Source organism: Streptomyces sp. NPDC007929 (genome assembly GCF_042959065.1).
Taxonomy (GTDB): domain Bacteria; phylum Actinomycetota; class Actinomycetes; order Streptomycetales; family Streptomycetaceae; genus Streptomyces.
In genome coordinates, this window is sequence record NZ_JBIBKD010000009.1 from 279,166 (window position 1) to 293,502 (window position 14,337).

The 14,337-nt window shown below is 73.3% G+C and carries 12 protein-coding genes and 1 tRNA gene; 11 read left to right on the forward strand and 2 right to left on the reverse strand.

What is annotated here, in order from left to right; translation table 11 throughout:
• Positions 1–38: 38 nt before the first annotated feature.
• The 7 genes from ACFZDE_RS29645 (at position 39) to ACFZDE_RS29675 (ending at position 9,996) form a co-directional block, all read left to right on the forward strand.
• Entirely contained in the window at positions 39–857 is an 819-nt protein-coding gene (locus ACFZDE_RS29645) for a MetQ/NlpA family ABC transporter substrate-binding protein (protein ID WP_391204892.1), read from the forward strand.
• Positions 858–997: 140 nt separating this feature from the next.
• Complete coding sequence (locus ACFZDE_RS29650) at positions 998–1,630, forward strand: GNAT family N-acetyltransferase (protein WP_391204895.1); 633 nt, start codon at positions 998–1,000, stop codon at positions 1,628–1,630.
• Between the two features lie 144 nt (positions 1,631–1,774).
• Positions 1,775–2,995, forward strand: coding sequence for a precorrin-6y C5,15-methyltransferase (decarboxylating) subunit CbiE (gene cbiE, locus ACFZDE_RS29655; protein ID WP_391204898.1), 1,221 nt, complete (start codon positions 1,775–1,777; stop codon positions 2,993–2,995).
• Positions 2,996–3,361: 366 nt separating this feature from the next.
• Positions 3,362–7,228: a nicotinate-nucleotide--dimethylbenzimidazole phosphoribosyltransferase gene (gene cobT, locus ACFZDE_RS29660; protein WP_391204901.1), complete on the forward strand. Its 3,867-nt coding sequence runs from the start codon at positions 3,362–3,364 to the stop codon at positions 7,226–7,228.
• Positions 7,229–7,469: 241 nt separating this feature from the next.
• Positions 7,470–8,711: a uroporphyrinogen-III C-methyltransferase gene (cobA, locus tag ACFZDE_RS29665; protein ID WP_391204904.1), complete on the forward strand. Its 1,242-nt coding sequence runs from the start codon at positions 7,470–7,472 to the stop codon at positions 8,709–8,711.
• Positions 8,712–8,775: 64 nt separating this feature from the next.
• The gene (locus ACFZDE_RS29670; RefSeq protein WP_391004770.1) at positions 8,776–9,594 is read left to right on the forward strand and encodes a TrmH family RNA methyltransferase; all 819 of its coding nucleotides are present in this window, start codon (positions 8,776–8,778) and stop codon (positions 9,592–9,594) included.
• A gap of 9 nt (positions 9,595–9,603) precedes the next feature.
• Positions 9,604–9,996: an NUDIX domain-containing protein gene (locus ACFZDE_RS29675; protein ID WP_391204908.1), complete on the forward strand. Its 393-nt coding sequence runs from the start codon at positions 9,604–9,606 to the stop codon at positions 9,994–9,996.
• 31 nt (positions 9,997–10,027) lie between these two features.
• On the opposite strand, the gene ACFZDE_RS29680 is transcribed toward ACFZDE_RS29675, so the two are convergent.
• Complete coding sequence (locus ACFZDE_RS29680) at positions 10,028–11,455, reverse strand: protein kinase (RefSeq protein WP_391204912.1); 1,428 nt, start codon at positions 11,453–11,455, stop codon at positions 10,028–10,030.
• Between the two features lie 195 nt (positions 11,456–11,650).
• On the opposite strand from ACFZDE_RS29680, the gene ACFZDE_RS29685 reads away from it, so the two are divergent.
• The 4 genes from ACFZDE_RS29685 (at position 11,651) to ACFZDE_RS29700 (ending at position 14,067) form a co-directional block, all read left to right on the forward strand.
• Positions 11,651–11,890, forward strand: coding sequence for a hypothetical protein (locus ACFZDE_RS29685; protein WP_391004776.1), 240 nt, complete (start codon positions 11,651–11,653; stop codon positions 11,888–11,890).
• A gap of 235 nt (positions 11,891–12,125) precedes the next feature.
• Positions 12,126–12,332 (forward strand): hypothetical protein, encoded by a 207-nt coding sequence (locus tag ACFZDE_RS29690; RefSeq protein WP_391004778.1) that lies wholly within the window; start codon positions 12,126–12,128, stop codon positions 12,330–12,332.
• A 420-nt stretch (positions 12,333–12,752) separates the two neighbouring features.
• On the forward strand, positions 12,753–13,697 hold the full coding sequence (locus tag ACFZDE_RS29695; protein ID WP_391204915.1) for a phosphotransferase: 945 nt from the start codon (positions 12,753–12,755) through the stop codon (positions 13,695–13,697).
• A 79-nt stretch (positions 13,698–13,776) separates the two neighbouring features.
• Positions 13,777–14,067, forward strand: coding sequence for a zf-TFIIB domain-containing protein (locus ACFZDE_RS29700; protein WP_391204917.1), 291 nt, complete (start codon positions 13,777–13,779; stop codon positions 14,065–14,067).
• A 55-nt stretch (positions 14,068–14,122) separates the two neighbouring features.
• On the opposite strand, the gene ACFZDE_RS29705 is transcribed toward ACFZDE_RS29700, so the two are convergent.
• Positions 14,123–14,194, reverse strand: a tRNA-Val gene (locus tag ACFZDE_RS29705).
• Between the last annotated feature and the right edge of the window lie 143 nt (positions 14,195–14,337).

The following is a 14,337-nucleotide window of genomic DNA, read 5'->3' on the forward strand; positions in this document are numbered from 1 at the left end:
GTCGCACCACCGCAAGGCCATAAGGAAAGGCACTTTTCGTGCGTAACACCGCCAAGATCACCACCGCCGTACTCGCCGCCGGAGCCCTCACCCTCGGGCTCAGCGCCTGCGGAGCGGACAGCTCCGGCACCGACGGACCCCTGATCGTCGCCGCCAGCCCCGTCCCGCACGCCGAGATCCTGACCTTCGTCAAGGACAACCTGGCGAAGAAGGAGGGCCTCGACCTCCAGGTCAAGGAGTTCACCGACTACGTCACGCCGAACACGGCGACGCAGGACGGCTCCGTCGGCGCCAACTACTTCCAGAACAAGCCGTACCTCGACGACTTCAACAAGAAGAACGGCACCGACATCGTGCCCGTCGTCACGGTCCACCTGGAGCCGCTCGGCCTCTACTCCCACAAGGTCAAGAAGGCCGACGACCTGAAGAGCGGTGCGACCGTCGCCATCCCCAACGACACGGTCAACGAGGCCCGCGCCCTCAAGCTCCTCGCCTCCGACGGGCTCATCACCCTCAAGGCCGGCGTCGGCAACGAGGCGACCCCCTCCGACATCACCGAGAACCCCAAGAACCTCAAGTTCAAGGAGCTGGAGGCGGCCCAGACACCGCGCTCCCTCGACGACGTGGACGCCGCCGTGGTCAACGGCAACTACGCCATCGAGTCCGACCTCAAGCCCTCCAAGGACGCCCTGGTCCTGGAGTCGCCGAAGAACAACCCCTACGGCAACTTCCTCGCCGTGAAGAAGGGCAACGAGGACGACCCGCGTGTGAAGAAGCTCGCCAAGCTCCTCACCTCGCCCGAGGTCAAGAAGTTCATCCAGGACAAGTACGCCGGCTCGGTGCTCGCCTCCTTCTGAGCCCACGCCCGGCACCCGCGCACACGGGTCCTTCCCCCCACCCGGTGGGGAGGGCCCCGTGGTGCGGATCAGTGCTTTCATGCTGCATGCTGGGCAGTTCAGCATGGACTGAAGGTTCACCGACGGTTACGGAGCGGCGCATGACGAGCACCTTCCCCAACATCTCCATCAGCACGGAGCGGTTGGTGCTGCGTCCCCTCGACGAAGACGACGTCGCCTCCCTGGCCGCGATGATGAACGACGAACAGGTGGCGGCCTGGACCTCCGTCCCCCAGCCCTTCACGGAGGACGGCGCCCGCACCTGGATCACCGACTACGCCCCCACCGAGCGCACCGAGGGACGCGGACTCGACTTCGCGGTCACCGAGTTCCTCACCCAGCGCCTGGTCGGCATCATCCAGCTCTCCAGGACCAACTGGCACGTACGCTCCACCGAGCTGTCGTACATCATCGCCCCCTGGGCCCGCGGCGAGGGCTACGCCTCCGAGGCCGCCCTCGTCACCGCCCAGTGGCTCTTCACGGACCAGAAGTTCGAGCGCATCGAACTGCGCACGGCCGCCGACAACACCGCCTCCCAGCAGGTCGCCCAGAAGATCGGCTGCATCAGCGAGGGCGTGCTGCGCAACGCCTGCATAGCCCGGGCCCGTGCCGAGGACGGCACCTGGACCGACGTACGCACCGACTTCATCGTCTGGAGCCTGCTCCCCGAGGACCTGGAAGGCGTCGGCGAACAGCTCCGCGACGGCTTCACGTCCTTCGGCGACTGGAACTGACCGCACCCCCCGGAGGACGACGGTGACGACGACACCGAAGCTCCCTCCGACACCTCCACCGGGTACCCTCACGGAGCCCGCCCCCGGGCTGCTCCCCACCACGCCACGCAGACGACCTGCGAAAACCCCTGGAGACTGACGACGATGGCCGACCGGGTCACGGTGATCGGCTGGGACGGTTCGCCGCTGACCGCCGCGGCGAGCGCGGCGCTGGGCGCCGCCACGCTCGTGGCCGGCGCCGCCCACCACCTGGCGCTCCCCGAGGTACCACCCGGGGCCGAGCGCATCCGCCTCGGCAGTGTCGCCCTCGCAGCCCGCCGCATCGCCGCCCACCGCGGCACCGCCGTCGTCCTCGCCGACGGCGACCCCGGGTACTTCGGCGTCGTACGCACCCTGCGCGCCCCCGAGTTCGGCCTTGAGGTGGAGGTGGTTCCCGCCGTCTCCTCCGTTGCCGCCGCCTTCGCCCGCGCCGGTATGCCCTGGGACGACGCACAGGTGGTCGTCGCACACCCCCGCACCCTGCGTCGCGCGGTCAATGTGTGCCGCGCCCACACCAAGGTCGCCGTCCTCACCTCACCCGGCGCCGGCCCCGCCGAACTCGGCCTGCTCCTCGAAGGAGTCCACCGCTCCTTCGTCATCTGCGAGGAACTCGGCACCACCCGCGAACGCGTCTCGGTCGTCACCTCCGACAAGGCCGCCGACCACACCTGGCGCGACCCCAACGTCGTCATCGTCCTCGGTGGCCCTGCCGGGCCCGCCGCCACGGGGGAGACCGGAGGCTGGATCTCCGGCCGCGACCCGTCCACCGGGCCGCGCGGCTGGACCCTGCCCGCCGACGCCTACGGCGCGGACCTCGGCGAAGGGGAGACCCAGCTGCTGCGCGCCTCCCAACTCGCCCACCTCGGGCCCCGCGTCGGCGACCTCGTGTGGGACATCGGCTGCGGCAGCGGCGCCTTCGCCGTCGAGGCCGCCCGCGCCGGTGCCGCCGTCCTCGCCGTCGACAGCGACATGACCGCCTGCGCCCGCACCGACGCCGCCGCCCGCCGCCTCGGCGTCCAGCTCCAGATCGTCCACGGCACCGCCCCGCACATCCTGGAGAACCTCCCCGAACCGGACGTCGTCCGGGTCGGCGGCGGGGGAGCGGCGGTCGTCTCGGCGGTCGCCGACCGCCGCCCGCAGCGCATCGTCACGCACGCCGCGACCCGCGACGCCGCCGAACTCATCGGCCGCGACCTGACCGAGCACGGCTACGGCGTCGAATGCGCCCTGCTGCAGTCCGTCGAACTCGACACCCGGGCCTGGGCGGAGAAGGAGCGGAGCGTCGCGTTCCTGCTCAGCGGCGTGCTGCCGCGGCGCGGCGCCTGATCCCGCCCCCGTCCCGGTGATCGGGTTGTCGTACCGCGCGCGGTAGGCTGGCCGATCGCTGCACCGCACCAGGACGCCCGGCGCTTCGTCGGTCAATGTCCGGAAAACCCGCCCGTTTTGGGCTGTGTGTGGTACGGCAGAACCTGAGGACGCGCAACGTGGCGCAGTCCACAGCGGAACCGTCGCGGATCAAGCTGCCGTGAGGGTGCAACGGCCGCAACAATGCCAGTGAATGGCTTTGTCGCCTTTTCCGGGCGGACCGTTCGTGCCGCTGGGGACGCCCGCTCGTTCTTCACTGCGGGGCGGTCGGTGCGCCGTTCCGGGCGAGCAGTCGTAGGAGCACTAACCGATGGGCGAGGGGTACGCATGACCGACACCGGCCAGGTCCCGGGCGAGGGACTGCCGGAGAGCGCAGGCAGGGTGGAGCAGCCGGGCACCTCCGCGCCCGGTGCGTACACCTACCTCTCCGAGAGCACCGCCGAGACCGAGGACGAAGACCTGCTGCTGCCGGGCGCCCAGGGCGCCTGGGGCAACGAGGTCCCGCCGCCCGCGCCGGAGCCGGTCCCGGAGACCGTGCACCAGCCGGGCCCGCACGAGATCTCCGGGCGCGACAGCGGCTCGGTCGACCTCAGCGCGGTCCGTCTGCCCGATCCGCCGCCGATCCCGCCGGTCACTCCGCGCAGGCCCCTGCACCTCGGCCCGCCGCTGCCGAACAGCGCCGCCAGCCCGGTCCGCTCCCTCGCCGACCGCGGCCCCGCGGACGCGCCCGTCCGCCAGCCGGTGCCCGCCGCCGCGGGCCCCGAGTACCTCGACGGCCCCCGTGCCCCCGAGACGGCGGCCGCTCCGGCCGCGGCGCCCGCCGCGCCGTGGGGCGCGCCGGTCACGACCCCGGCACCGGTGAGCGCCGGGGCGGCCCCTGCGGAAACGGTTGTTCCGGTTACGGAACCGCTGGTCACGGCCCAGGCGGTCGAGGCCCAGGCGGTCGCGACGGGCGGTGCGGCGGACATGGCGCCGGAGGCGACGGGAGACGTGGCGGCGGACGTGCCGGCGGAGGTGCCGGCGGACGTGACGGCGGAGACGAGTCATACGACACCGCCGGCGCCGGTGCCGGTGCCTCAGGCGGTGCCGGCACAGGCCGAGGCGGAGCAGAGTGCCCCCGCCGAGCAGCCCGCGAGCGAACCGGCGGCTGCCGCTGGGGCCGGCCAGGGCCCGACGGGTGACCCCGCTGGCGCGGGCACCGGCCCGGAGGAGGCGCCGGCCGCCGTCGCGGAGCAGGCCACGCCCGTACAGGCGGAGCAGGCCATGCCCGTGCAGATGGACCCAACAGGGCTGGGCGTGGAGGCCGTAGCGGGCCAAGTGGCCGCCGCGCAGGTGGCCGTGGCCGAGGCCGGGCACGCGGTTCCGGAGCAGGGCGTGGCTGTGGCCGCTCCGGAGGAGGCCGCTGCGCAGCCCGCGCCGACGCCCGAGCCGGTCGCGAACGGGCAGGTCCCTGACGCCCCCGCCGAACAGGCTCCGGCGGTCGCTGCCGAGCAGGTCGCCGCCGGGCAGGTCGTGGCACCGGTCCCTGCTCCGGAGCCCGGCCAGGTCCCCGCAGCGGTCCCGTCCCCCGAGGTAGCCGCTGCCTCGGAACCGGCCGTCGTCCTGCCGCCGGAGGCCCCCGCCGCGGAGGTTCCCGCCCAGGTTCCGGACGCTGCGGGCCAGGCCCCCGAGGCCGCCGAGGCTCTCGCACCGGCACCGGACGCCGCTGCCGAAGCGCCCGCACCCCAGCCTCAGTCCGAGCCCCCGGCGGCACCTGACGCCGCGCCAGTCGCGGAAGAGCCCGGTCAGGCCCCGGCCCCTGTTGCCCCTGCCCCTGCCCCTGCCCCCGAGGCGGTTCAGGCCCCGGAGCAGACCCCGGCGCCCGAGGCCGTCGCCACTCCGGCCGCCCCGCAGCCGGTCGCCCAGGCCGCCGTCCCCGCCGACGCCCCCGCACCGGAAGTGCCGGAAGTGCTGGAAGTGCCAGAAGAGACCCCCGCGGTCCAGCCGCCCGCCGCGCAGACACCGGACGCACCCGAGGCGCCTCAGACGCCGGACGCACCCGAGGCGTCTCAGACACCCGAAACACCCGGAACCCCCGAGGCCCCGGCCCCCGAGGCGGTAGTCGCTCCCACCCCCGAAGCCGTGGAGCCCGACCCGGCCCCGGACACCCCGGCCCCCGCCGAGGCCGTCACCGTCGTACTCCCCACCCCGGCGCCGGCGGAGCAGCCCCAGCAGCCCGAGCAGCACGCGCAGCCCGAGCAGCACATGCAGGGCCCCCAGCAGTCCCAGTCCGCCGCGCCGCCCGAGATCCTGGAACCCCCCGCTCCCGCGGTCACCGTCCCGGCGCCCCGCGACGGCGACGCCGAACTCGCTCAGAACGCCGACGACCTGGACACCCGGGCCGCCGAGCAGGAAGACCTCGCCGACCAGGAACGCCGAGAAGAGAGTGCGGCCGCTGTGGCAGAAGCCCGACAGTCCACCGGCCCCGCGGCCCCCGGCTACGACCCCGCCGAACGCGAGGCCGTGCTGAAGGTCATGCGCGAACGCCGCGACATCCGCAACGGCTTCCGTAGCGACCCCATCCCGCACGAGGTGCTGCTGCGCGTCCTGGAGGCCGCCCACCACGCTCCGTCCGTCGGTCACTCGCAGCCGTGGGACTTCGTCGTCATCCGCTCCGCCGACACCAGGCGCGCGATGCACGAACTGGCCATGCGCCAGCGTGACGCCTACGCCAAGTCGCTCCCCAAGGGCCGGGCCAAGCAGTTCAAGGAACTGAAGATCGAGGCCATCCTCGACACGCCGGTGAACATCGTCGTCACCGCCGACCCGACCCGTGGTGGCCGCCACACCCTCGGCCGCCACACCCAGCCCCAGATGGCGCCCTACTCGGCCGCCCTGGCCGTGGAGAACCTCTGGCTCGCCGCCCGCGCCGAAGGCCTCGGTGTCGGCTGGGTCAGCTTCTTCGACGAGCGTGAGATGGTCCGCGCCCTCGGCCTGCCCGAGCACCTGGAGATCATCGCCTATCTGTGCGTCGGCTACGTCGACGAGTTCCCGGACGAGCCCGAGCTGTTGCAGGCCGGCTGGTCCAAGCGCCGCCCGCTGTCCTGGGTCGTGCACGAAGAGACGTACGGCCGCCGTGCCCTGCCCGGAGAGGAACCCCACGACCTGCTCGCCGAGACCGTCGCGCAGATCCGCCCGCTGGACGCCAAGGCGCTCGGCGAGGCGTGGGAGCGCCAGAAGCGTATGACCAAGCCGGCCGGTGCGCTGGGCATGCTGGAGATCATCTCCGCGCAGCTGTCCGGCCTGTCCCGCCAGTGCCCGCCGCCCATCCCGGAGCCCGCGGCCGTCGCGATCTTCGCGGGGGACCACGGGGTGCACGCCCAGGGCGTCACGCCCTGGCCGCAGGAGGTCACGGCCCAGATGGTGGCCAACTTCCTGGGCGGCGGCGCCGTGTGCAACGCTTTCGCCACCCAGGTCGGTGCCGAGGTGTGCATCGTGGACGTGGGCGTCGCCGCCGACCTGCCCGCCACCCCGGGCCTGCTGCCCCGCAAGATCCGGGCCGGGACCTCCGACCTGACGACCGGCCCCGCGATGACCCGCGAGGAGGCCAGGCAGGCCATCGAGGTCGGCATCGAGACGGCCCGCGACCTGGTCGCCGCCGGAAACAAGGCCCTGCTGACCGGTGAGATGGGCATCGCGAACACCACCGCGTCCGCCGCCCTGATCTCCGTCTTCACGGGTGCGGACCCGGCCGAGGTCACGGGCCGCGGCACCGGCATCAACGACGAGACCCTCGCCCGCAAGACCGAGGTCGTGCGCCGCGCCCTGGAGCTGCACCAGCCGGACCCGGCCGACCCGATCGGCGTGCTCGCCGCGATCGGCGGCTTCGAGCACGCCGCCATCGTCGGCCTGCTCCTCGGCGGCGCCTCCCTGCGCACGCCGGTGATCCTGGACGGCGTCAGTGCCGGTGCCGCCGCCCTGGTGGCCCGCGCGATCGCCCCGGAGGTCCTGGCCGCGTGCATCGCGGGCCACCGCAGCGCCGAGCCGGGCCATGTCGCGGCCCTCAACAAGCTGGGCCTGCGCCCCCTGGTCGACCTCGACCTCCGCCTCGGCGAGGGCACCGGCGCCCTGCTCGCCCTCCCGCTGGTCCAGAGCACGGCCCGGGCGATGCACGAGGTGGCGACGTTCGACTCCGCTGGAGTGACGGAGAAGTAGGGCTGCTCGCGTCGACGCGGATCCGTGGGCGGGCGTTCCCAGGCCGGGGCACTCGCCCACGGACGCCCGCCCACGGACCGCCCGCCCACCGGCGCCTGTGCTGCCCGGCCACCGGACCAGCCCGTCCGACCAGGGGCGGCCAGGATGCCCAGCCACTGGACCGTCCGAGCCGTCCTTCCCCCTGCCCATTAAAATCCGCACGTCAGGGCACCGAACACCGCCGCAACAGGAGCCGCACCTCATGGCCGAACACCCCGCCTACCCCGTAGGCCTCCGCCTCACCGGCCGTCGCGTGGTCGTCCTCGGCGGCGGTCAGGTCGCCCAGCGCCGCCTCCCGGCACTGATCGCGGCGGGCGCGGACGTCCTCCTCGTGTCGCCCGAGGCCACCCCCTCGGTCGAGGCCATGGCCGACTCCGGCGAGATCACCTGGCTGCGGCGCCCCTACGCGCAGGGCGACCTCGCGGACGCCTGGTACGCCCTCATCGCCACCAGCGACCCCGAGGCCAACACCACCGCCTCGGCCGAGGCCGAGCGGCACCGCGTCTGGTGCGTCCGCTCCGACGACGCCGACCGGGCGACGGCGTGGACCCCGGCCACCGGCCACAGCGAGGGCGTCACGGTCGCCGTCCTCACCACCGACGCCAAGGGGCGCGACCCCCGCCACACCGCCGCCGTCCGGGACGCGGTCGTCGAGGGCCTGCGCGACGGCACGCTCGTCGCCCCGCACCACCGCACCCGTACCCCCGGGGTCGCCCTGGTCGGCGGTGGCCCAGGCGACCCGGACCTGATCACGGTGCGCGGCCGCCGTCTGCTCGCCGAGGCGGACGTGGTCATCGCGGACCGCCTCGGGCCGCGCGACCTGCTCGCCGAACTCCCCCCTCACGTCGAGGTGATCGACGCCGCGAAGATCCCCTACGGCCGCTTCATGGCCCAGGAAGCGATCAACAACGCGCTGATCGAGCACGCCAAGCAGGGCAAGTCGGTCGTCCGGCTGAAGGGTGGGGACCCGTACGTCTTCGGCCGCGGCATGGAGGAACTCCACGCCCTCGCCGAAGCCGGTATCCCCTGCACGGTCGTCCCCGGGATCTCCAGCTCGATCTCGGTCCCGGGCGCGGCGGGCATCCCCGTCACCCATCGCGGCGTCGCCCATGAGTTCACCGTGGTCAGCGGGCATGTCGCGCCCGACGACGAGCGCTCCCTGGTGGACTGGCCGTCGCTGGCCCGGCTGACCGGCACCCTCGTGATCCTCATGGGCGTCGACAAGATCGGGAAGATCGCCGAGACGCTCGTCGCCCACGGAAAGCTGGCCGACACCCCCGTCGCGCTCGTCCAGGAGGGCACGACCGCCGCCCAGCGCCGTGTCGACGCGACCCTCGCGACGGTCGCGCAGACCGTGCGGACCGAGGACGTGAAGCCCCCGGCGGTCATCGTCATCGGCGATGTTGTCGAGGTCGGCCCCGCGGCCCCCGAGCCCCGCAAGTAACCCCGGGTAACACAACCTGTACCGAGCCGTTGGCACCACACCCAGGACAAGGCAGTATCACCCTGTGGCCGATCTCATCACCGTCGAGGATCCCGACGACCCGCGTCTGCGCGACTACACCGGCCTGACCGACGTGGAGCTGCGCCGCAAGCGCGAACCCGCCGAGGGCCTGTTCATCGCGGAGGGCGAGAAGGTCATCCGAAGGGCCAAGGAAGCCGGCTACGAGATGCGGTCCATGCTGCTCTCCGCCAAGTGGGTCGACGTCATGCGCGACGTCATCGACGAACTCCCCGCCCCGGTCTACGCCGTCAGCCCCGAGCTCGCCGAGCAGGTCACCGGCTACCACGTGCACCGCGGCGCGCTCGCCTCCATGCAGCGCAAGCCCCTGCCCACCGCAGCCGACCTGCTGCGCAGCGCCCGCCGTGTCGTCGTCATGGAGTCGGTCAACGACCACACCAACATCGGCGCGATCTTCCGCTCGGCCGCCGCCCTCGGCATGGACGCGGTCCTGCTCTCCCCGGACTGCGCCGACCCCCTCTACCGCCGCAGCGTGAAGGTCTCCATGGGCGCGGTCTTCTCCGTCCCGTACGCCCGGCTGGACTCCTGGCCCAAGGGCCTGGAGTCGGTCCGCGAGGCGGGCTTCACCCTGCTCGCCCTCACCCCCGACGAGAAGGCCCGCCCCCTCGACGAGGCCGCCCCGCACACCATGGACCGCGTGGCCCTCATGCTCGGCGCGGAGGGCGACGGCCTGTCCACCCAGGCCCTGGTCGCCGCCGACGAATGGGTCCGCATCCCGATGTCCCACGGCGTCGACTCCCTCAACGTGGGCGCGGCGGCCGCCGTGTCCTTCTACGCCGTGGCCACCGGCCGGCCCCAGGTCTGAGGACGTCACGTGGAGCAGCGCGAGGCCGTCGTCGCCGTGCTCCTGCGCGGCGATCGCCTGCTGGCTGTCCGGCGCGGCCCGGGTGTCGCCCGCCCTGGCTACTGGCAGCCGCTCAGCGGCAAGGTCGAGCCGGGCGAGACCCAGGAGCAGGCGGTCGTCCGGGAGGTACGCGAGGAGGTCGGCCTCACCGTCGTACCGCAGGCGAAGGTCTGGGAGTCGGAGACCGACGACCAGGTCTTCCGCCTCCACTGGTGGACCGCCCGCGCCGACACGGGCGAGGTGGTCCCCGACCCGCGCGAGGTCGCCGAGACCCGCTGGGTGACCCCGCGGGAGTTCCTGGCGCTGGACCCGGTCTTCGACGGGGACCGGGAGTTCTTCGAACGGATCCTGCCGGAGCTGTGACGCCGCGCCGAACAGTAGGCCAGGGCCTCGGCTAGAACCCCCGCGGGTGATCGTCCGGCTGGACGCGCTCCTGCCGTACTCCGCCCCCGTCGCCGCCCAGCCCCTGAGCCGGCCCCTGGCAGCCCTGCACCAGGGCGATGCCGACCGCCACCAGCAGCGTCACCACGACGAACACGAACAGCCGCTGCCGCAGCAACCGCGGGTTGGCGGGCCGCAGTTTGGTCCCCGTGTTCCTGGACACCGGGCGCCCGGTGCCGCTGTGCGGGGCGGGGCGGCTGCCGCTGCCCGACCGCGTGCCGTTGCGCCCGGTGGGCGTGGGCCGCGATCCGGACCGCGACGTGTTGCCGCCCCGTGCGGTGCCGGCCCCGCGCACCGGATTCCTGCCGCGGTTCCCGCCTCCGGTCGCCCGGCCTCCGCCGCGTCCGGCGGTCCCGCTCTGGGAGGCCGGACCGTCCGGCGCGGAATGGCCGTCCCGGGACGGGCCGGAACCCCGCGGCGGGGGAGTGCCCCGGCCCCGCTGCGCCCCGGAGACCCCGCCGCCCTGTGGACGCCGGGTGCGCTCGGGGTAGGTGTCGACGGGCCGGTCGCTCTCGGCGCCACGCGGCGCGGGTGGCCGGACACCGGCGAGGTCCTGCGACTCCCTGGCCGCGATCTCCTTGAGCCGCAGCGACAGTTGGAGTGTGCTGGGCCGCTCCTCGGGGTCCTTCGCCAGGCACGCGCGGACCAGCGGGGCCAGCGCGTCGGGCACGCCGTGCAGCTGCGGCTCCTCGTGCACCACGCGGTAGAGCATCACCTCGGAACTGCCGTGCCCGAAGGGCGAGTCGCCCATCGAGGAGTAGGCGAGGGTGGCACCGAGCGAGAACACGTCCGTGGCCGGGGTGACGGCGGCCCCGCGCACCTGCTCCGGTGCGAGGAAGCCGGGCGAGCCGACCGCCGTGCCGACATGCGTGAGCGTCGAGGCGCCGGTGGCCCAGGCGATGCCGAAGTCGATGATCCGCGGCCCCTTCGGGGACAGCAGGATGTTGGACGGCTTCAGGTCCCGGTGCACCACCCCGGCCTCGTGCACCGCGACCAGGCCCTCCGACAGGGCGGCACCCACGGCGGCGACATCGGCCGCGCCGAGCGGTCCCTCGGCGGCGACCTTGTCGTGCAGGGACGGGCCGGGCACGTACTGGGTGGCGAACCAGGGCCGGTCCGCGTCGAGGTCGGCGGCCACCAGCCGGGCCGTGCAGCCGCCGCGGATCCGCCGGGCCGCCGAGACCTCACGGGCGAACCGGGAACGGAACTCCTGGTCCTCCGCCAGATCGGGACGGATGACCTTGAGCGCGACCCGCTGCCCCTTCTTGTCGGAGCCCAGGTAGACCACGCCCATCCCGCCCGCGCCGAGCCGTCTGTGAAGCTTGAACGAGCCGACGACGCGCGGGTCCTCGCGCCTCAGGCGCATCATCGCCATGTTCATCCCCGCTGCCCGGTCCTGTGACGAGCCACAGCTTACGTTTCCACGGCCGCCCGCGCGCAGAGGCCGCGCCCTCTCACCGTGATGGATTGTCAGTGGTGGGTGGGAGACTTGAAAGGTGGTCAGGGAGGGCGCGAAGAGGCGGACTTCGTACCCGGAGTGATCTCAACCACCCGTCGCAGAAGGGGGATTGGTCCTGTGAAGGGTGATCGTGTGGAGATAGTCGTGGATGCGGGGGACACGACGCGCACCTACGAGGTGGTGGCGAGCAGAGCGGGCCGCAGGGTCGAGACGGCGGTACGCCGAGGTGTCGTGGAAGTGAGCGAAGTCACCCGGAGCGGCACGGTCGTACGGACCGCCCGCTTCATGGCGAATCGGGTGCTGGCTCTGGTGGAACAGCCGATTCCGCGAGAGGAGAGCCCGGACAAAGAGGGATGAACCGGTCGACCCGTCGGGGAAGACCCTGAGACCCGCGCCCCCGTCTCCACCCAGGGGAGTACGCCGCAGGTGGCGGCTCATCCTCCGGGAGGCCCGGCAATCGGTACGAGGGCATGACGCCGGGAGAGGGCCGGACACCTAGATTTGAGGTCAAGCGGCGGGTGGCAGCACTCGTCCCCCGAGGTCAGACGCCCGCCGCTGCCAACAACAACCAAGAACGGTCAGGAGAGGGACCATGGCCCAGACGGCTCCGCGGACGCTGCTCCGCGACGAGGGACGCAAGGTGTACGCCGCCGCGTTCCGCCGCCGCCAGGGCCGTCGCCACCCGGTGGTGGCGACGCTGATGGCCCTTCCCCTGGCGGTCCTGCTCCTCCTCGTCTTCGACGGGTGGGAGACAGTGGCCACACAGGCGTCGTCCGTGGGAGAGATGCTGGGGCGCTGAGCGGCGACCCCCAGGCCCGGAAGAGCGGTCCGGGCGGGGACATCACACCCATGAAACCCCGTGGGGACGGGGGTGCGGCGGACGGCACAAAATGCCGGCGCAGCTGGGGAGCTGCGCCGGCATTGTTTTGCCCGCGGACGCGGACGCAGGCGCGGACGCAGACGCCGAGCACCTGGAACGAACGCTTCCCTGCGGCCGACCCCTTCGGAACGAATGCTCCCTGCGGCCGACCCCTTCCGCAACGAACGGTTCCCTACGGCCACCCCTTCCAGGACGACTGTCCTCTCCGGCCACGCCCTTCCGGAGCGGACCGTTCCCTCCGGCCACGTCCTTCCGGAGCGGACCGTCCTCTCCGGCCACGCCCTTCCGGAACGGGCCGTTCCCTACGACCGCCCCCGCGACGGCACGTACCCTCGGCCGGTGACCTCCGCCGCCCCCGTCCCGCTCCTGGCCGACCTCACCTCCAGGGCCCGAGCCGCCGCCCACGCGCGCGCGTCGGCCTGCCCCTGCGGGGCGGCCACGCTCGCCGACCGCCCCGACGGCCTGGTGGTGCGGCATGCGCAGACCGTCGCGAAGGCCCACGCCCCCGGCACCGACCCGGCCGAACTGACCGCCCGCCTCACCCTCGCCGCCCACCACCCCGACCTCCTCCTGCCCCCACTGGACCCGTCCCCGGCCGACCTGCACGGACGCCTGGTGACGTTCTGGCCGTACGGCACCCCCGTGGATCCCGGCGATCCGGACGCCGCCCCCTGGGAAGCCGCCGCCACACTCCTCGCCCGCCTCCACCGCACCCCGGCCCCGGTGGACCTGCCCGCCATGCGCGGCCCCGTCAAAGCGGCCCAGGCCGTCACCCGGCTGCGCGCGGCCGGTCCGCACCCGGCGGCCGCCCCCGTCCTGCGCGCCTGGGCCACCCTCCCGCCCTGGGCCCGCGCCGAGGCCCCGATGCCGTACGCCCGCACCCTCTGCCACGGCGACCTCCACCTCGGGCAGCTCATACGTCACCCCGCCCCCGACGGCCCCTGGCTGCTGATAGACGTGGACGACCTCGGCACCGGCGCCCCCGGCTGGGACCTCGCCCGCCCCGCCGCCTGGTACGCCTGCGGCCTGCTCCCGCCCGACGAGTGGACCCGGTTCCTCACCGCCTACCGGAAGGCCGGCGGCCCCGCCGTCCCCGCTGAGGGCGACCCCTGGCCCGCCCTCGACGTCCCCGCCCGGGCCCTCACCGTCCAGACCGCGGCCCGGGCCGTCACCAAGGCGCTCGCGGCCGCACGCCCGCTGGACGAGGTGGAGCGGTCCGTCGTGGACGCCTGTGACCGAATGGCTACCGTCCCGCCGCAGTTGGCGCAGGACCACGCGAAGTAGGGTGCAACCGACTACAGCGGGACAGAGTCTGTCCTGGCGAGATGTGAAGCAGGACCGACCGTCGAGGAGTTGAACGACCATGCAGTGTCCGAAGTGCCGTGCGCCGATGCACACGTACAACCGCAACGGTGTCCAGATCGAGCAGTGCAGCGGCTGCCGCGGGATCTTTCTCGACTACGGCGAGCTGGAGTCGCTGACCCGCCTGGAAGCCCAGTGGTCCCAGGCCGCCCCGCCGCCTCCGCCCGCCCCGCAGGCCTACCCGGCCGCACCGGCCCCCGCCTGGGGCGCCCCGCACGGCGGCCACGGCCACCACGGCCATCACGGTCACCACCGCAACAAGGGCTTCGGCCGCATGCTGTTCTCGTCCTGAGCCGTGACATCACAGGAGCCCCCGGCCGCGAACGGCCGGGGGCTCCTGTGTGGTGTGGACGATACTGGGATTGAACCAGTGACCTCTTCCGTGTCAGGGAAGCGCTCTCCCGCTGAGCTAATCGTCCTCGGGACCATGACGACCGACCGCGTCGGATCATGGGCACTGCGTGCGCGATACTGGGATTGAACCAGTGACCTCTTCCGTGTCAGGGAAGCGCTCTCCCGCTGAGCTAATCGTCCTCGGGACCATGACGACCGACCGCGTCGG

Bases quoted from the DNA above. Each gene is read 5' to 3' on its own strand.
- ACFZDE_RS29690 (WP_391004778.1), top strand. From the start codon at position 12,126: ATGGCCCAGACGGCTCCGCGGACGCTGCTCCGCGACGAGGGACGCAAG.
- ACFZDE_RS29700 (WP_391204917.1), top strand. From the start codon at position 13,777: ATGCAGTGTCCGAAGTGCCGTGCGCCGATGCACACGTACAACCGCAAC.
- ACFZDE_RS29680 (WP_391204912.1), bottom strand. From the start codon at position 11,455: ATGAACATGGCGATGATGCGCCTGAGGCGCGAGGACCCGCGCGTCGTC.
- cobT (WP_391204901.1), top strand. From the start codon at position 3,362: ATGACCGACACCGGCCAGGTCCCGGGCGAGGGACTGCCGGAGAGCGCA.
- cbiE (WP_391204898.1), top strand. From the start codon at position 1,775: ATGGCCGACCGGGTCACGGTGATCGGCTGGGACGGTTCGCCGCTGACC.
- cobA (WP_391204904.1), top strand. From the start codon at position 7,470: ATGGCCGAACACCCCGCCTACCCCGTAGGCCTCCGCCTCACCGGCCGT.
- ACFZDE_RS29650 (WP_391204895.1), top strand. From the start codon at position 998: ATGACGAGCACCTTCCCCAACATCTCCATCAGCACGGAGCGGTTGGTG.